The following is a 17,180-nucleotide window of genomic DNA, read 5'->3' as shown; positions in this document are numbered from 1 at the left end:
AATTTTCTGAGCTGCTTCTTCAGCAGGAAAATACAATGGACCAAAAAAATACAATGGCAAATACTCTACCGTGCTCTAGCATTGACTCAGGGTAGGGGCTGACCCCCTCCTCTTTCAGCACTCACACTACAGGCCATCTGCCGGCCCAAGGCACTTTAATGCGCCAAGGAGGAAACGTGTCTGGGAAAGCACAAGCACAGAAGAGTCTTTGGGTGTAAGCGCCATTGATCTTCGGGTCCCTAAGGCAATTTCTGTAGGGACTCTAAAAAAACCTCGGCCAATCGTCGAATCACTTTGAGTTGCCACATGGACGACAAACTCTCACGCACCCAGCTGTTCCACAACGCAATCGCCCAATTCATCACCGACCGCCGCGAGGCCAAGCTCAACGGCAAGGACGACCCCACCACCTTCGCCAAGTACGAATACGCCACCTGGCTAGCGGACGCCGCCCGCCGCGTCACACAAATCCAGGCCGTCACCCACGTGCTCAAGGCAACCCATCCCGACGCTCGTGGTAGCAGCCTGTTCATACCTCCGCGCTCACTGCCCGCAAGGGCAGAAATCGGTAGCCATTCGCTCGACGAGCACTTCGCCACGGACATCGTCGGTAACGCAGCCGCCCTCGATGTCTACAAGTTCCTCAAGGTGCAGATCGAAGCCCGCCCACTGCTCGAATGGCTGCAAGACGACGACCCTGACGTGCTCGCTGCACTGTCACCCGATCCCAACCTGGCTGCCACGTGGGCCAAGGCATTCAAGGGGCTGGTGCGCCAGGGCGAGCCGATGACGTCCGACGAGAGGGCCAAGCAACTCTTCTGGTGTGTGGGAGGTGACCCAATCGACAATGCATCATTCCACCTACTCCAGCCCCTCTTCCCGAGCAGCCTGGTGCATGCCGTGCACAGCGACATCAACGAAGCACGCTTTGGCGAAGCCAATAAAGTTGCCAGGCAAGCCTGGCGAGGCCAGCAGCCGCACACCGGCGTGTACCGCGAATACCGCAACCTCATTGCACGCAAGCTGGGCGGCACCAAGCCACAGAACATCAGCCAGCTCAACAGTGAGCGACGTGGCGTGAACTACCTGCTCGCTTCATTGCCCCCCGCCTGGAAACGCATACCCGCCAAACCCTTGCTGTCGGTCGAATCAGCATTCCCACGCTTCCAGCGATTCGAAGGTGTGCAACAGCAGATCAACGCCCTATGCAATTACCTGGCAGAGGAGCCTGCGGCCTCCTTCTCTACCCGCAAGCGCCGCGAGCGTATCGAACGCGCACTCGGCCTAGCCTTGACGGCCTTCGGCGTGAACATTCGCAAACAGTTCACGCCAGGCTGGACCCGCGATACTGACTGCCATCTGCCCCTGTGCGAACAAGTCTGGCTAGACCCAGGTCGAGCGACGCTAGGCATACGCGAAGATTTCGAAGAAGAAGACCTGGCCTTCCAGCGCGCTGCCGAGCGCGGGGCATGGCCCGAGGAAGTCGCCAAGCATTTTGCCCTCTGGCTCAACGGCCTGCTAACCCGCAAAGGCTTTGCCGTCAGCGACACCGAACACCTGCAATGGGCACGCAAGGCACTCTCCCACACACTCGGCTTTGCCGCAGCCGCACAGGAGGTCACGCATGCCTGAGTTCCCGAAGCTGGAAGCATTGCTGGTGCTGCCGCACCTACGCGTACAAAACGCGAATACCCTCTCCAGCCCACTGACCCACGGTTTTCCCTCGATGACCGCGTTCGTCGGGCTGATGTGGGCGCTGGAGCGCAAGGCTCGCGCGGCCGGGCTCGAACTGCGCATCCCGGCAGTAGGTGTCGTTGTGCATGCCTACGAACAGCAGGCAACACCCGACCGCTACGTGAAAACCCTGCACCTCACCCGCAACCCGAACAACCGCGACGGCACCCCTTCGCCCATCGTCGAGGAAGGGCGTATCCACCTGGAGTTGACCTTGTTGCTGGGTGTCAAAGGCGCCGCACTTGACGACCCCCTCCAGCTCACGCACCTTGCCCAGCACATGCAGGACTTGCTCCACACCTTGCGCATTGCGGGCGGCAGCCCCTTGCCTGCACAACAGCAAAGCCAAGCACACACACCCTACTTCGTGCCGCTGGCAGGCAGTGAAGACGACCGCCTGGACGTGTTCGCCGCCACCGTACCCAACTGGCTTCCTGGCTTCACCCTGGTGGAGCGCTCAGACCTGTTGCAGCAACGTCATGCCGACCTGCAGAACACCCTCCCCGAGGCGACGGCGCTGGAGGCCTGGTTGTCGCTGTCGAGGATCAACTGGTACCCCGGTGATACCGATAGCGACAAGGCTGCCTGGCACAACGACCGCCAGCAGCTTGGCTGGGTCGTCCCCATCCCTGTCGGCTACGGCGCGCTGACGCCCTTGCTGCCGGCAGGCTCGGTACCCAACAGCCGCGATGGCGAAACACCGATGCGCTTGGTGGAAAGCCTCTACAGCATCGGCGAATGGCTCAGCCCACACCGCCTGGAGTCGGTCGAGCAACTGCTCTGGTACCCGAGCGCTTGCGTCGAAAGTGGCGTCTACCGCTGCCAGAACGACTATCAACCCGAACTTGAAATCAGCTTCGACTGAACGCCCGTCATTCATTACAGAAGGATTTGCCAATGACCGCCGAAACCCTCAAGACCGCCTCCGTCCTGGCCTTCGAGCGCAAGCTCGACCCCTCGGACGCCCTGTTCCATGCCGGTGACTGGCAAAAACGCGATGGCTGGTTGCCTATCGTGGTACGTGAGAAATCCGTGCGCGGCACCATCTCCAACCGCATGAAGACCAAGGATCTGGACCCCGCCAAGCTGGATGCCGAAGTCCAGAAGCCAAACCTGCAGACCATCGACGTCGCCACCCTACCCCACGACACCGATGCACTTCAGGTCTCGTTCACCCTCCGGGTGCTGGGCAATATCGGCCAGCCTTCGGCTTGCAACGACGCAGCCTACCGTCACAAGTTGCAGGCCACGGTGAAAAGCTACGTGGAACAGAACGGCTTCAACGAACTTGCCTACCGCTACGCCTGCAACCTCGCTAACGCCCGTTTCCTCTGGCGCAACCGTATTGGCGCCGAACAGGTCGAAGTGCGGGTGGAGCATTTGGTGGAAGGCCAACCCCGCGATAGCTGGACCTTCGATGCGCTCAGCCTGTCCCTGCGCCACTTCGACAGCCATGGTGACAACACCACTGCGCTCAAGGCCCTGGCCCAGGTAATCAACAATGGCCTGCTGGGCGAGCAGAACGTGCTGCTGCGCATCACCGCGCATGCGCGCCTGGGCGCCGGCCAGGAGGTATTCCCCTCCCAGGAGTTGATCATGGAGCGCAGCCGGGGTGACAAGAGCAAGACCCTGTACAGCGTGGGCGGTATCGCGGGGTTGCATTCGCAGAAAGTCGGCAATGCCCTGCGCAGCATCGACACCTGGTACGAAGAGGCCGACAGCAACGGCCCGATCGCCGTCGAACCCTATGGTTCGGTAACCACTCAGGGCAAGGCCTACCGCCAGCCGCGCAACAAAAACAAGGACGACTTCTACTCCCTGCTCGATGCCTGGGTACTCAAGGACAAAGTCCCGCCCCTGGAGCAGCAGCACTTCGTCATCGCTACCTTGATCCGCGGTGGTGTGTTCGGCGAGGCGGGCTGAGTCATGGACCGATACCTTGAACTGACATTGCTTCCCGACCCGGAATTCCCGCAGCCAATGCTGATGAACGCGCTGCTGGTCAAGCTACACCGCGCCCTGCATGACGTAAGGCGGGACGACATTGGCATCAGTTTCCCGGACTTCAGGCAGACACCTCGAACGCTGGGGGCTCGCCTGCGCATTCACGGTAGTCAGGGCGCCTTGCTCGCCCTGCAAGCACGCAACTGGCTCAGCGGCATGCGCGACCATGTGCAACTGGTGGGGCCTGAAGTGGTTCCCACCTGCGCACGGTATCGCTGCGTGAGCCGCGTGCAGGTGGACAGCAGCCCGGAGCGGCTGCGGCGTCGACTGATTAAACGACATGGCATCAGTGAGGAAGAGGCACGGCTGCGAATTGCAGGAAATGTCGGCAAACAGTGCGAGCTGCCATTTGCTCAGGTGCGCAGTCATACGACGGGACAGGTGTATCGCCTCTTCATTCGCCATGGACCGTTGATGGATGAAGCACGGGCAGGCACGTTTGGGGGATATGGTTTGAGCAACGCCGCGACAGTCCCTTGGTTCTGACCCTTTTCTATTGTGGGTGTGGCTGTCTTCGTAAAATCAATGGGTTACGGAGACAGCTGAAAAAAGGGGTAAACCATGAAAATCGTAGTTTCTGTTTGTTAATCATCGAGTTAGTTTTATTTTCCTCTAGTTCACTGCCGTATAGGCAGCTCAGAAATTGCCCTGCACCAAGTCGCCGCCACCGAAGCCGTTCACTGCCGTATAGGCAGCTCAGAAAGCCATGTCGATCATGTACGCCGTACCCTGCTCGTTCACTGCCGTATAGGCAGCTCAGAAATACGACGTGGAGTGGCGCCGGAACAGCGGCAAGTTCACTGCCGTATAGGCAGCTCAGAAAACACCCAGGCCATGCAGCAGCGCCGGGCAGCCGTTCACTGCCGTATAGGCAGCTCAGAAAGCCACAAGCTGCCCCACGGTGCCGCGCTTGGCGTTCACTGCCGTATAGGCAGCTCAGAAACGGTACCGGGCGAACACACGCCATGTCACCCCGTTCACTGCCGTATAGGCAGCTCAGAAATACACCGGGGTGTGGGACGGCACCTTCAAGCAGTTCACTGCCGTATAGGCAGCTCAGAAAGCGAGTTCTGCTTTGCGTTGATCTTTGGCCGCGTTCACTGCCGTATAGGCAGCTCAGAAAATTGCATACACTTTTAGCCCTCTCCCAATGTGGTTCACTGCCGTATAGGCAGCTCAGAAAGAAGGCTACAAGCGGCTACGGGCTTTCGGCTGGTTCACTGCCGTATAGGCAGCTCAGAAATTCGCGCATTCAGCTGCTCCCTTCGCCGTTCGGTTCACTGCCGTATAGGCAGCTCAGAAAGGGATACCCTGGATGTAGCTCTGCTCGATCGAGTTCACTGCCGTATAGGCAGCTCAGAAAATGCCCAAGCCAGATTTGATTCAGCAAGCCCGGTTCACTGCCGTATAGGCAACTCAGAAAAGTGGCTCGGTCGATCAACTGGACATCAGCGAGTTCACTGCCGTATAGGCAGCTCAGAGACATGCCCACAGAAAACCGATCCAGCAATACCGGTTCACTGCCGTATAGGCAGCTCAGAAATTCTGGGATCTCAGCGATGGCTTGAACCGCTGGTTCTCTGCCGTACAGGCAGTTCGATAATGCAAGCAGGCTTGTCCCGCGATTGCTGTGGTGCAGCCAGAAGTTCTCAGATTTTCCTCATTTCCTGTAGTCCGTTTCCCAAACATACTCTTCCCCGCCTACCTGCCGTTGCGCACTGCTCCTTGGGCTCCTAGGCTCGCCCAGTCGTTGCAAATTCAACGACCGGTTTTGACAGACCGCGAGCTCAAGTCCAACAGCTGGGCCTTCATGGCAGCTGTACGTGGGGCACATTCGTGTGCGCCGGGTTCTTGAGCCTCCGGTCTGTCAACCCACGTACGGTTGCCTCCATTCGTTTGACAGCGGTGATCTGCAACTTCTGACAAGGCTCAAGGAGTTACCATGCTCAAGATCGTCCCCGATCCCCCAATCCCCACCGAAATCCCCCATTCCCTCGAAGAAATCCTGCTGCAAACCGCCGAGTACCTGCTCTGCGCCCTCGCCATCAACACCCAGAGCGCCCTGCTCACCCTCGGCTCCCCTCTGCCCACCCACTGAACCTCGCCACCGCCCACGAAATCGATGCCGCCCGCACGCTGGTGGAAATGGCCCTGAGCAAAGTGCAAATCCGTCACTGACAAGGAGCGTTGAAATGACTGACAAGACTGCCGGCGTGACCGGCTTCGGCTACGGCGATGGCGACAGGCCGCTGTTTCGCGTGGAGCCTGGCCATGACGCCATCATCGCGATGGAGCAGGCCTCGGCGATGATGGCCTGCGCGCGGCGCATGACGCTGCTGGCAGCCACCGATGGCGAGGTGGACCTGGGCTGGGCCGCGCACCTGCTGTGCGACATGGTCAAGGCGGTGATGGATGATGTAGAGGTGGGGCGCGAGCGGAGTCAGTAGGCCGGTGATGTGGTGAGACGGCGGGCGCCATCGCAGTTCAAGCCCGCCCCTACAAGAGACAGTACCGGTTTTACGACAGCGACTATTCAGCGCCTCACCGTCCTTGAGGGCTAAGGCGCGCCTACAAGGGCGCGCTTGCGCGAGGCAGGGCGGCTGCCGCGCTTTCTCGCGGCAGGTCGCTCAGCCTCGGGCGACTCGGCACTCTGCCGGATGGCACCCAATACCATCGTCATGCCGAACATACGCAGGATGCCGTTGAGTGTGCCAAGGGTCGGATTACCCTTGTCACGCTCCAACTGGTACAGCGCTCGCGTCGACAGTTTGCACATGGTGGCGAACGTTTCCTGGTCAAGGCCCGTCACTTCGATGCGCAGGCGACGAATCGCGGTACCCAAGGTCTCCTGGCCGAGCCTGTTGCGTTGCAGGATATCGTCGATCAGCTGTTGCCGATCGGCCGTTGCTACAGGAATCATCGCAGCCCCCATTCGGTCAGCCGTGCATCCAGGTTGTTCAAGGGTATGACCTGAGCCGATCGCACCTCCTCCGGCAGTTCGTTCAGCAGCCCAGGCAGTGCCCTGAACGTGTCGGCGGCCTGCTTGAGCCTGGCAAGCAAGGCGTCGGGGTCGAGCAGGTCACCGAGGTCGGCGCATACCCCCTGCCAATCTGGCGCACCGGCCCGCTCACTGTCCCACTTGGTCACGCGCGTAACACCTTCGGGGTCGAGCACCATCGGGGCGAGGTCGTAGATCGGAGCCAGCCGGAATTGCCCATGCTCACGGAAGATTGACGTGTTGCGCCCGTGGTTGTCGGAGTTACCCAGGACTCGGTTGAGCAAATCGCGGCGAATGTACTCGAAGATCAGCGCCTCGACCTCACCCGCTTGCCCGTTGTCTCGCCACAACTGCACCAGGCGGCGCAGGACGGTTTCGTGACGCATCCTGGAGCCCGGCACCCGGTTGTCGCACACCGAGTAGAGCGACTCCATGGGCACGCGCTCGACCCGCCCATCGACAACGCGCCGATCGAAACGAGGCATCCAGAGGCTCGGCTTGTGGGCCTCTTCCAGCGCCAGTCCATCGACGGGCACGGTATCCAGCCCAAGCTGGGACACCGCTCGGTAGTAATGGAACTCCGCCCTTAGGATGTTCTTGTCACGCTCGGTGACTTTGTTACGGGCGAACTTCACCAGCCAATGGCGATGCGCCTGGTCGTCCGCCAACACGGCATCGGCATGCAAGCCACCGTGGCGGTCTTCGGTCATCAGCAATTTAGGCGCCTCGCCCTGCGCGCCGGTGGCTCCGCCAATGGCGGCCCCCAGCTCATAGGCGTACTCAAGGAAGTCGTTGTTCCTGTCCACGACTTCTTGCCTTGAAAACGCGACGACTCGCGTGTGATCGAGGTGCTCAAACGACTCCTTCACCCGTAGATGGCCAACTGGTGCCGGCGTGCAACGCTTGAGCAGGAATAGTTCCATGTCCATGCCCACGGGCTTTTCCTGGCCGAAACGTTGTTCGAGGGAACGCCGTGCAGCGCCAGCCGGGACGATGTCATAGATGAAGGCGGGGTAGCCACGGGAGGTACTGAGGGTCCAGTCCAGAGGCAGATTGACGCTGACCGCCGCATCGAAAGACGACCCTATCTCTTCCAGGCGGTCCACCAGGTAGCCCTGCTCGTAGGCGAGCGTACAGGCACTTTCGGCCACCTGCCGGACATTCTCCACGGTCATGACCAGTGCATCTGCCCACGCCCCCTGGACGAAGGTTTGCAATGTCAATCGCTCGGACATCTCAGCCCTCTATCGGCAGTTTAATGCTGAAAATATAGTCGAGAGATCATTAATCAGCAACATAATACTGGTTATAAGCCTAACCCAACCATACTCAGTACTTTAGTGCTGATTAAGGATGGAAGCGAGGACGCCTTACTAAAAGCCGACACTCAAGCCAACGACCCCAACCGCCCCGCCCACACGATCCGATTACGCCCCTCGCTCTTGGCCTGGTACAGCGCCATGTCCGCCTCGTGCAGCCACGCCTCGGCATTGGCCAGGTGCGGCCCGAACGGCGCCAGGCCGATGCTCAGGCTCAGGCGCAACTGCGCCAACGCGGGGTCTCGATAATCCTCCACCGCCTGGCGCAGGCGCTCGAGGATTTCCTCGGCCTGGGCCGGGGTGGTATCGGGCAGCATCACGCAGAACTCGTCGCCGCCGTAGCGCGCCACCGGGTCGCGCTTGCGCAGGTGGGCGGGGAAGAACGCGCTGAGGATGCGCAGGATGTTGTCGCCCACCAGGTGGCCGTGGCGGTCGTTGATCTGCTTGAAGTGGTCGATGTCGATCAGCGCCAGGGTGTTGGCCTGCTGGGTGGCCCGACAGCGCTCGAACTCGCGCAGCAGCAGGTCTTTCCAGGCGCCGTGGTTGATCAGGCCGGTGAGGCTGTCGGTCTTGCTCAGGTGGGCCAGGGCGCGCTTGTGCTCACCCAACTGCACGGTGACCTGGTAGCAGATCAGGCCGATGGCCATGGGGTAGACCACCAGGATCGGCAGGCACGCCAGCATCTGCGCCTGGGTGGTGGCGGGGAACAGCGCGGGCGCGTACAGCCATAGCCCGGTGCCGATGCCCAGGGCCTGGGCGACGAGGGTCTTGGCCAGCAGGCGCCCGCCGCCGGCGGCGATCTTGTCCATGGCGATCATCGACAGGATGATCACGCTCGGCAGTGGGTTGAGGCCCATCACCCCGGCCCAGCAGCCGCCAGCGAAGCCGTCGAACACCAGGTTGCGCTGCTCGGTGCGGTAGGCGTTGCGTGACCCGCGGGCGAACTGGAACGCCAGGTGCGGCCAGACGAAGCCATGCAGCGCCAGCAACGCCCAGGTCCACCAGGCCGGCTGCTGGGGCCAGATGCCGATCATCACGCAGAAAAAACCCAGGCCCGTCCCGACGGTACGGGGCACGTACATGCGCCTGGCAAAAGAAAGGCCCTTGCCCGTTCGCTCGTTCATTGCGGGTTCACCGATGGGTTGGCTGTCCATGACTGCAGCGGACAGACGGCAGGGAAGAAACACCCTGGAGGGTCGGCGGCGAAAGCATTGTGCCATCAGCGAAAGATCGCCGACAGGCCGTGCAGACGAAATACCGCTGCGCGAGGCGCGTGCCTGACACCTCGCCAGGCGCTAAGCTGCCTGACAGACGCCCACATCCCCTTCCAGGACGAAGCCCGCGATGCAACTGACCCACCGCCCCGCGCAACCCGCCGATATTCCCGCCATCTGCTGCTTCCCGCAGGGGCCGGACGAATTGTTCTACATGTTTCCCAAGGCCACTTACCCGCTGACCCCGGCGCAACTGAGCGAGGCCATCGCCCAGCGCAGCGGCTCGACCGTGGTGGAGGGCGATGGCACGGTGCTCGGCTTCGCCAACTTCTATAAAGCCGAGCACGGCGGCGTGTGCGCACTGGGTAACGTGGTGGTGGCGCCAGCGGCGCGCGGCCATGGCGTGGCGCGCTACCTGGTGCAGGCCATGATCGAGCTGGCCCGCCTGGAGTTCGCGGCGCGGGAGGTATGGGTGTCGTGCTTCAACCACAACACTGCGGGGTTGCTGCTGTATCCACGGCTGGGGTTCGTGCCGTTCGGGATCGAGGAGCGGCACGCGCCGGATGGGGGGCGGGTGGCGTTGGTGCAGATGAGGCAGTCGTTCACGTGACCGAACTTGGATGCAGCTAACGGATTACAGTGTGAGGCTGAGCAAGCAGATCTATACCTAACGCCCGAATGACTTTAAGCACCGTATCGAAACGCGGCTTGGCGCCTGGGCTAAAAGCCTTGTAAAGACTCTCGCGCCCCAAACCGCTTTGTGCGGCCACCTGAGACATGCCTTTCGCTCTGGCAATATGACCTAGCGCACGGAGGATTTCATCGGTATCACCATCATTGAGCACTTGGCTCAGGTATTCACCGATCGCTTCGTCGCTATCCAACAATGCAGCTATATCAAATGGGATCAGGATCTCGCTCATTTCAACTCCTTCGCCAGCTTTCTGGCTTTGAGGATGCCAGCAGCCTGTGAAGATTTATCTCCTCCTACCAATAACAGGATCAACTCCACGAGGAGTGAAATAAATACGGTAGCCTGCCGAGACATCGATACGGAACTCATGGATACCGCCTCCCAACGACTTGGTGTCTCCAAGATTCCCGGCCACCGCTCGCTCAATCCTGCGACCCACCATGAGCTTGGCACGCACATCTCGCAAACCGACTAACCAAAGGGAAAAGCTTTTCGTTTGTACGATTTCGTAGGTCAACATTCGCCCCAGCTGTATCCAAATAGATACGATTGATCAAGATTGGAAACGACCTACTTTTCATGAGCTCGCTCTTCGAAGACAGCTCGAAGCATCCTACAAACGCGTCATACGTGTCCGAGAACATCGCGCGCCCACAACTCTTGCAGCATCCGTCAACCGAACCTTAGCTCTCACTCGACGTCGGATTCTGCATTCGCGCCATGAAGAGGTTCCCACGTGAAAGACATCATCGCCCGCAAATACCGCCTGGTGGTGAAGACCTTCGGCTACATCGGCTGGTCGCTGTTCTGGCTGCTGATCTGGGACGTGCTGGTCACCATCGACTTCATGCTGTTCTTCAACAGCAAGTTCACCCTGCCGCTGATTCCGCTGACCCTGCTGGGTTCGGCGCTGGTGGTGCTGGTGAGTTTTCGCAACAGCAGCGCGTATAACCGCTGGTGGGAGGCGCGCACCTTGTGGGGGGCGTTGGTGAATGGCTCGCGCAGCTACGCGCGGCAGGTGCTGACGTTGATCGATGACCCGGAGGGTGGCTTGAACCCGGTGAAGGCGACCTTGCTGCGCCGGCATATCGCCTATGTGAACTGCCTGGCGGCGCACCTGAAGGGCGAGGCGTGCCCGGAGGCGATGATGGCGTTCATCCCGCCGCGCGAGTTCGAGCGGCGCAAGGGCTCGAACAATTTTGCCAATGACATCCTCGGTGGCTCGGCGGCGTTGCTGGCCAAGGAATACAAGGCCGGGCGGCTGGACAGCATGCGCCTGGCACGGCTGGAGTCGACGCTGGTGGACCTGTCCAACGCCCAGGGCGGGATGGAGCGCATCGCCAACACGCCGCTGCCCTACCCCTACGTGTATTTCCCACGCTTGTTCATCACCCTGTTCTGCCTGATCGTGCCGATTGGCCTGGTGGAGTCGCTGGAGTGGTTCACACCGCTGGCGTCGACGGTGGTGGGGTTCATGTTGCTGGCCATCGAGCGGATCGGCACGGATTTGCAGAGCCCGTTCCGCTTCAGCGAGCACCAGATTCAGATGGACCGGATCTGCGAAACCATCGAGCGGAACCTGGAGTCGATGCAGCGCGAAGCGCAGTGCGAGATGGCGGTGCAATGAAGTGCTGCGAGGGCTGCGCCCCGCAATTGGACTGCGCAGCAGCCCCCCTCAGGCCCGCACAAACCGCTGGCGCAACAGGTCACTCAGCGCATCCACCAGCAACACCAACACCAGCATGGCGATGATCACCGTGCTGGCCTGGGCCTCTTGGAACAGGCTCAACGTCGTATACAGCATCTGCCCCAACCCGCCCGCCCCGACGAACCCCAGCACGCTGGCCATGCGGATATTGTTCTCCCAGCGGTACAAGCTGTACGCCAGCAACTGCGGCCAGAGGTTAGGCAATGTGCCAAAACAGAACGCCGCCACCTGGCTGCCGCCCTGCAAGCGAATGGCGGCGGCAGGCTCCACGGGCGCGTTCTCCAGCGCCTCTGCGAACAACCGGCCCAGCACCCCCGAGGTATGCAGCGCCAGCGCCAGGGTGCCGGCGTTCGGCCCGAGCCCCGCGGCGAACACCGTCAACGCCGCCCAGACCAATTCAGGAATCGCCCGCAAGGCATTGAGCAGCAAGCGTGCCGCACCTTGCAGCGGCCAGCCGAAGCGCCCCGCCGCTGGCAGGGCCAGCAACAACCCGACCACCATCGCCAGCAAGGTCCCCAGCCCGGACATCGCCAGGGTTTCCAACGCCCCGCGCGCCACTGCGCGCAGGTGCTCGGCGGAGAGGTCCGGGCTGAGGAAGCGCCCGGCATACTCGGCCATCTGCCCCAGCCCGCCGTGCCCCACCACCGCCGCCAGGTCCAGCTGCAGGTAGGCGAACGACGCCACCACCGCCAACAGGATCGCCAGCACCAGCAGCACGTCGACCACCCGCTTCATGCCAGCCTCCCACGCAGCAGCCGGCTGAGCCCGTCGGCCAGCATCACCAGCACCAGGAATGCCAGCAGCATGCTCGCCACCTCGGCGCCGGCGAACATGCGCATGGACAGGTCGATCTGCTGCCCCAGCCCGCCCGCACCGACGAAGCCCATCACCACCGACGCCCGCACCGCGCACTCCCAGCGGTACACGGTGTAGGACACCAGCTCTGCCGAGGCCTCCGGCAGGATGCCGTAGAAGAACGCCAGCAACCGCCCGCTGCCGGCCTGCATCAGGGCGTGGGCGGGGCGCTGGTCGACCGACTCGAAGATCTCCGCGTAGACCTTGCCGAGCATGCCGCTGTAGGTGATGGCGATCGCCAGCACACCCGCCGTCGGCCCCAGGCCCACGGCGCGCACGAACAGCAGCGCCCAGACGATCTCCGGCACGCTGCGCAGGAACACCAGCAGCCCGCGCACCGGCAGGCGCGCCAACCGCGACCACGGCCCCGCACGCCCACCGCGCGAGGCCGCGCCCAGCGACAACGCGCGGCTGGCCAGGAGGCTCGCCGGTATCGCCAGCAATAGCGCCAGGGTCATGCCAGCGGTGGCGACGGCGAGGGTCTGCACGGTGGCCTCCAGCAGCAGGCCGAGGAAGTCGCGGTCATGGGCCGGGGGCCAGAAGCCACTGACGAAGCTGGCCATCTGCTGGCGGTTCTCGGCGTGCAACAGCACAGCGGGGTTCAGCTCGCTGAGTTGGATGCCCGGCCACAGCAGGGCCAGCGCCAGCAGGGTCAGCAGCAGGCGCGGCAGTGCCGCCGGGTCGCGGCGGTCGGCCTTCAGCATCGGGGAATCTGCACGGTCAGCGTCGCACCGGGGGTGACCGGCGGTGGCAGTTGCTCATTGGCATAAAGCGCATCGAGCAACGCCTGGCTGACCGACGCGGCCGGGCAGTCGAACGCCATCTGGCCATCGCGAACGCCGACCACCCGTGGGAAGTGCGCCAGCGCCAGCTCCACCGCGTGCAGGCTGGCCACCAGGGTGACACCCTGCGCCTGGGCATGGCGGTTGAGCAGCGCCAGGCTATGGTCGGCGAGCACCGGGTCCATGGCCGACACCGGTTCATCCGTCAGCAGCACTTCGGCTCGCTGGTACAACGCCCGGGCGATGCCCACCCGCTGCAACTGCCCACCCGAGAGCTGCCCACACTGCACGAACAACTTGTCGGCCATGCCCAGCTCGGCCAACACCTGGCGCGCGCCGGGCACATCGGTGGGATGGATAAGGTTGAGCAAGCCATGCAAGGTGCTCCACTGCCCCAGGCGGCCGGCCAGCACCGCCGTGACCACCCGCTGGCGCGGCGGCAAGGGCGGCGCCTGGTGCACCAGCGCGACCCGCGCGCGCAGGCGCTGGCGGGCCCGCGCCGAGAGCGCCCAGGGCTGCTCGCCCAGCAGCTCCACATGCCCGGCGCTCGGCACCACGGCACTGGCCATCAGGTGCAGCAGGCTGGACTTGCCCGCCCCGGACGGCCCGATGATCGCCACCCGCTCACCCTTGTCGATGCGCAGGCTCACGCCTTCCAGCGCACGGACCTGCCCATGGCGCAGGCCCGCCTCGTGCAGTTGGATGCTCACTTCAACAGGCCAGCCTCACGCGCGGCCTGCTCGGTGCCCTGGTAGTTCTCGGGCTGGGTCTCGATGAAGCGGCTCGCCGCCTGCAGGTCGAGGATGGCCTTGTGCTCGGGCTTGGCCGGGTCGAGGTCGAGGAAGGCCTGCTTGATCTTGGCCTTGAGCGCCGGGTCCATCTTGCCGCGCACGGTCCAGTTGTAGTCGTAGTAGGTCGGCGTGGTGGCGAACACCTTCACCTTGGCGGTATCGACCTTGCCGGCATCGACCAGCTTCTGCCACACGCTGGCGTTGAGCACGCCGGCATCGACCTTGCCGGCCTGCACCCAGGCGACGGTGGCGTCGTGGGCGCCGGAGTAGGCAACGCGGCTGAAGTAGCTCTCGGGCTTGATGTTGTCTTCCTTGAGCATGAAATAGCGCGGCATCAGGCTGCCGGACGTGGAGGAGATGGAGCCGAAGGCGAAGGTCTTGCCCTTGAGGTCGGCCAGGCTCTTGACCTCGGGGTTGGCGGTGATGAACTTGCTGGTGAACTGGGCGTCCTGCTCACGCTGCACCAGCGGCGTGGCGGTCGGGTCCTTCAAATGCACCTGAACGAAGGTGAAGCCCCCCAGCCAGGCCAGGTCCAGACGGTCGGTGGCCAGCGCCTCGACCACCGCGGGGTAATCGGCCACGGGCACGAACTGCACCTTCATGCCCAGTCGCTGCTCCAGGTACTCGCCCAGCGGCTTGAACTTGCGCAGCAGTTCGGTGGGCGCTTCGTCGGGGATGGCGCTGACCCGCAGGGTCTCGGCGGCCTGGGCGATGACGGCGCAACACGACAGCACGAGGCCGGCGGCAAGGGCCAAGGGGCGTTTGAGCATGGGGATTCTCCGGTTCAATAGCGGGGAAAGGGCCGACATGGCGCCGACCGGGGCAAGTATAAGAGGCACTGGGGCAAAGGCCAGCTTTGCTAAACTCGCGCAACACATCGAACCCGAGGCTTCCATGAGCGAACCCATTCGCCTGACCCAGTACAGCCATGGCGCTGGCTGCGGTTGCAAGATCTCCCCCAAGGTGCTGGACGTGATCCTCGCCGAAAGCGGCACCCAGGCGCTGGACCCCAACCTGTGGGTCGGCAACGCCTCGCGCGACGACGCCGCGGTGTACGCCCTGGACGACGAGCGCGGGGTGGTCTCGACCACCGACTTCTTCATGCCCATCGTCGACGACCCTTACGACTTCGGCCGCATCGCCGCCACCAATGCCATCAGCGACATCTACGCCATGGGTGGCGACCCGCTGATGGCCATCGCCATCCTTGGCTGGCCGGTCAACGTGCTGCCACCGGAGGTCGCCCGCGAGGTGATTCGCGGTGGCCGCGCAGTGTGCGCAGAGGCCGGCATCCCGCTGGCCGGCGGGCACTCCATCGACGCCCCCGAGCCGATCTTCGGCCTGGCCGTCACCGGCGTGGTCAGCAAGCGCCACCTCAAGCGCAACGACACCGCCAGCGCCGGCTGCCGCCTGTACCTGACCAAGCCGCTGGGCATCGGCATCCTCACCACGGCGGAGAAGAAGGCCAAGCTGCGCGAGCAGGACAAAGGCCTGGCCCGCGACTGGATGTGCACCCTGAACACCCCGGGCAGCCGCTTCGGCAAGCTCGACGGTGTGCAGGCGATGACCGACGTCACCGGCTTCGGCTTGCTCGGCCACCTGGTCGAAGTGGCCGAAGGCAGCGGCCTGACCGCGCGCCTGCAATTTGCCAAGGTGCCGCGCCTGCCAGGGGTCGAACACTACCTGGCCGAGGGCTGTATCCCTGGTGGCACGCTGCGCAACTTCGAAAGCTATGGCCACAAGATCGGCGACCTGAGCGATGAGCAGAAGCACCTGCTGTGCGACCCGCAGACCAGCGGCGGTTTGCTGGTGGCGGTCAGCCCCGAGGGCGAGGCGGACTTCCTGGCTTGCGCCGCAGCGCTGGGCCTGACCCTCGCGCCGATCGGCGAGCTGGTCGAGCGACAGACCCACGCAGTCGAGGTGCTTTGATGCGCGACGACTGCAGCGATTACCGCCAGCTGTTCCTCAACGACGTGCCGATGATGGACATGCGCGCGCCGATCGAGTTTTCCAAGGGCGCCTTCCCGGGCGTCATCAACCTGCCGCTGATGAACGACCAAGAGCGGCAGAAGGTCGGCACCTGCTTCAAGCAGCAGGGCCAGGCCGCCGCCATCGCCCTGGGCCACCAACTGGTCAGCGGCACGCTGAAGCAGCAACGGCTGGACGCCTGGGCCGCCTTCGCCAAGGACCACCCCGACGGCTACCTGTACTGCTTTCGCGGCGGGCTGCGCTCGCAGATCGTGCAAGGCTGGCTCAAGGACGCGGGCATCGACTACCCGAAGGTGAAGGGCGGCTACAAGGCCATGCGCACCTTCCTCCTGGAGACTACCCAGCAGGCGGTGCAACAGTGCGATTTCGTGCTGGTCGGTGGCCTTACCGGGACCGGCAAGACCGATGTGCTGCACCAGCTCGACAACGTGCTCGACCTGGAAGGCCACGCCAACCACCGCGGCTCGAGCTTCGGCAAGCGCGCCACCGCGCAGCCGGCGCAGATCGACTTCGAGAACCGCCTGGCCATCGACATCCTCAGGCAGCGCGCGCGTGGCACACGGCAGTTCGTGCTGGAGGACGAAGGGCGCATCGTCGGCAGTTGCTCACTGCCGCTGGAGCTGTACCAGGGCATGCAGCAGTACCCCATGGTGTGGCTGGAGGACAGCTTCGCCAACCGTGTGGAGCGCATCCTGCGCGACTACGTGATCAACCTGTGCGCCGAGTTCGTGGTACTGCATGGCGAGGAGGAAGGCCGTCGGCTGTTCGCCGAGCGCTTGCTGCAGAGCATGGGCAATATCCACAAGCGCTTGGGCGGGGAGCGCTTCCAGCGGTTGTCGGGGCTGTTGGCCGAGGCGCTGGACGAACAACTGCGCAGTGGCGCGGTTGAACTGCACCGGGGGTGGATCGAGGGGTTGTTGAAGGAGTATTACGACCCGATGTACGCGTACCAGCGCGAGGCCAAGGCCGGGCGCATCGAGTTCGCCGGGGACGCCCTGGAGGTGCGGGAGTATTTGACCGCTCGGGCCGCACGCGAACGGCGTTAGGGCCCTACCGCGGGGCCAGCCCGCTGCCACAGGTACCGCGCCGTTC

At 63.2% G+C, this 17,180-nt stretch carries 18 protein-coding genes, 1 pseudogene and 1 CRISPR repeat array; of the genes and pseudogenes, 10 read left to right on the top strand and 9 right to left on the bottom strand.

The features are described from left to right. Window positions 1-306: 306 nt before the first annotated feature. The 6 genes from csy1 to P0Y43_RS05825 all read left to right on the top strand — a co-directional run bounded on the left by csy1 (window position 307) and on the right by P0Y43_RS05825 (window position 6,185). Window positions 307-1,632, top strand: coding sequence for a type I-F CRISPR-associated protein Csy1 (gene csy1 / locus P0Y43_RS05850; RefSeq protein WP_275636359.1), 1,326 nt, complete (start codon window positions 307-309; stop codon window positions 1,630-1,632). Beyond that, window positions 1,625-2,599: a type I-F CRISPR-associated protein Csy2 gene (gene csy2, locus P0Y43_RS05845; RefSeq protein WP_275636358.1), complete on the top strand. Its 975-nt coding sequence runs from the start codon at window positions 1,625-1,627 to the stop codon at window positions 2,597-2,599. The genes csy1 and csy2 overlap by 8 nt, the downstream gene beginning before the upstream one ends. A 32-nt stretch (window positions 2,600-2,631) precedes the next feature. Then, window positions 2,632-3,657, top strand: coding sequence for a type I-F CRISPR-associated protein Csy3 (gene csy3 / locus P0Y43_RS05840; RefSeq protein WP_275636357.1), 1,026 nt, complete (start codon window positions 2,632-2,634; stop codon window positions 3,655-3,657). Between the two features lie 3 nt (window positions 3,658-3,660). Next, a complete protein-coding gene (gene cas6f, locus P0Y43_RS05835; RefSeq protein ID WP_275636356.1) occupies window positions 3,661-4,224 on the top strand; it encodes a type I-F CRISPR-associated endoribonuclease Cas6/Csy4 in 564 nt (187 codons plus the stop codon). Window positions 4,225-4,353: 129 nt separating this feature from the next. Next, window positions 4,354-5,281: a CRISPR direct-repeat array (repeat unit 28 nt; unit sequence GTTCACTGCCGTATAGGCAGCTCAGAAA). Between the two features lie 399 nt (window positions 5,282-5,680). Next, window positions 5,681-5,836, top strand: coding sequence for a hypothetical protein (locus tag P0Y43_RS05830; protein ID WP_345774557.1), 156 nt, complete (start codon window positions 5,681-5,683; stop codon window positions 5,834-5,836). A gap of 94 nt (window positions 5,837-5,930) precedes the next feature. After that, window positions 5,931-6,185 (top strand): DUF3077 domain-containing protein, encoded by a 255-nt coding sequence (locus P0Y43_RS05825; RefSeq protein WP_275636355.1) that lies wholly within the window; start codon window positions 5,931-5,933, stop codon window positions 6,183-6,185. A gap of 110 nt (window positions 6,186-6,295) precedes the next feature. Here P0Y43_RS05825 and P0Y43_RS05820 read toward each other — a convergent pair whose 3' ends face one another. The 3 genes from P0Y43_RS05820 to P0Y43_RS05810 form a co-directional block, all read right to left on the bottom strand. Beyond that, complete coding sequence (locus P0Y43_RS05820) at window positions 6,296-6,658, bottom strand: helix-turn-helix transcriptional regulator (protein ID WP_345774556.1); 363 nt, start codon at window positions 6,656-6,658, stop codon at window positions 6,296-6,298. Next, window positions 6,655-7,971, bottom strand: coding sequence for a type II toxin-antitoxin system HipA family toxin (locus P0Y43_RS05815; protein ID WP_275636354.1), 1,317 nt, complete (start codon window positions 7,969-7,971; stop codon window positions 6,655-6,657). Before P0Y43_RS05815 ends, P0Y43_RS05820 begins: the two co-directional genes overlap by 4 nt. A 152-nt stretch (window positions 7,972-8,123) precedes the next feature. Then, window positions 8,124-9,179: a diguanylate cyclase gene (locus P0Y43_RS05810; protein WP_275636353.1), complete on the bottom strand. Its 1,056-nt coding sequence runs from the start codon at window positions 9,177-9,179 to the stop codon at window positions 8,124-8,126. Window positions 9,180-9,399: 220 nt separating this feature from the next. Here P0Y43_RS05810 and P0Y43_RS05805 point away from each other — a divergent pair, with 220 nt between their 5' ends. Then, window positions 9,400-9,879, top strand: coding sequence for a GNAT family N-acetyltransferase (locus P0Y43_RS05805; protein ID WP_275636352.1), 480 nt, complete (start codon window positions 9,400-9,402; stop codon window positions 9,877-9,879). Window positions 9,880-9,895: 16 nt separating this feature from the next. Here the strand turns inward: P0Y43_RS05805 and P0Y43_RS05800 are convergent, their stop codons facing one another. Both P0Y43_RS05800 and P0Y43_RS05795 read right to left on the bottom strand, forming a co-directional pair. Continuing rightward, window positions 9,896-10,192 carry an addiction module antidote protein gene (locus P0Y43_RS05800; protein ID WP_275636351.1) on the bottom strand — a complete coding sequence of 99 codons (297 nt, stop codon included), beginning with the start codon at window positions 10,190-10,192 and terminating at the stop codon, window positions 9,896-9,898. Further along, a pseudogene (locus P0Y43_RS05795) lies at window positions 10,189-10,483 on the bottom strand (type II toxin-antitoxin system RelE/ParE family toxin). Before P0Y43_RS05795 ends, P0Y43_RS05800 begins: the two are co-directional and overlap by 4 nt. Before the next feature lie 216 nt (window positions 10,484-10,699). On the opposite strand from P0Y43_RS05795, the gene P0Y43_RS05790 reads away from it, so the two are divergent. Then, window positions 10,700-11,590 (top strand): bestrophin family protein, encoded by an 891-nt coding sequence (locus P0Y43_RS05790; RefSeq protein WP_275636350.1) that lies wholly within the window; start codon window positions 10,700-10,702, stop codon window positions 11,588-11,590. Window positions 11,591-11,638: 48 nt separating this feature from the next. Here P0Y43_RS05790 and phnE read toward each other — a convergent pair whose 3' ends face one another. The 4 genes from phnE to P0Y43_RS05770 are packed head-to-tail and all read right to left on the bottom strand — an operon-like array spanning window position 11,639 to window position 14,869. Further along, window positions 11,639-12,406, bottom strand: coding sequence for a phosphonate ABC transporter, permease protein PhnE (gene phnE, locus P0Y43_RS05785; protein WP_275636349.1), 768 nt, complete (start codon window positions 12,404-12,406; stop codon window positions 11,639-11,641). Next, window positions 12,403-13,230 carry a PhnE/PtxC family ABC transporter permease gene (locus tag P0Y43_RS05780; RefSeq protein ID WP_275636348.1) on the bottom strand — a complete coding sequence of 276 codons (828 nt, stop codon included), beginning with the start codon at window positions 13,228-13,230 and terminating at the stop codon, window positions 12,403-12,405. Before P0Y43_RS05780 ends, phnE begins: the two co-directional genes overlap by 4 nt. Next, window positions 13,224-14,018, bottom strand: coding sequence for a phosphonate ABC transporter ATP-binding protein (locus tag P0Y43_RS05775; RefSeq protein ID WP_275636347.1), 795 nt, complete (start codon window positions 14,016-14,018; stop codon window positions 13,224-13,226). Before P0Y43_RS05775 ends, P0Y43_RS05780 begins: the two co-directional genes overlap by 7 nt. Next, window positions 14,015-14,869 carry a putative selenate ABC transporter substrate-binding protein gene (locus P0Y43_RS05770; protein ID WP_275636346.1) on the bottom strand — a complete coding sequence of 285 codons (855 nt, stop codon included), beginning with the start codon at window positions 14,867-14,869 and terminating at the stop codon, window positions 14,015-14,017. Before P0Y43_RS05770 ends, P0Y43_RS05775 begins: the two co-directional genes overlap by 4 nt. A 124-nt stretch (window positions 14,870-14,993) precedes the next feature. Between P0Y43_RS05770 and selD the strand changes: the two genes are divergently transcribed. Continuing rightward, entirely contained in the window at window positions 14,994-16,028 is a 1,035-nt protein-coding gene (gene selD, locus P0Y43_RS05765) for a selenide, water dikinase SelD (RefSeq protein WP_275636345.1), read from the top strand. After that, window positions 16,028-17,134: a tRNA 2-selenouridine(34) synthase MnmH gene (gene mnmH, locus P0Y43_RS05760; RefSeq protein WP_275636344.1), complete on the top strand. Its 1,107-nt coding sequence runs from the start codon at window positions 16,028-16,030 to the stop codon at window positions 17,132-17,134. The genes selD and mnmH overlap by 1 nt, the downstream gene beginning before the upstream one ends. The last annotated feature ends 46 nt before the right edge of the window (window positions 17,135-17,180 follow it).

Origin of the sequence: Pseudomonas entomophila (assembly GCF_029193575.1) — a bacterium.
Lineage (GTDB): Bacteria > Pseudomonadota > Gammaproteobacteria > Pseudomonadales > Pseudomonadaceae > Aquipseudomonas > Aquipseudomonas entomophila_G.
This window is presented reverse-complemented; position numbering and strand designations above follow the sequence as displayed.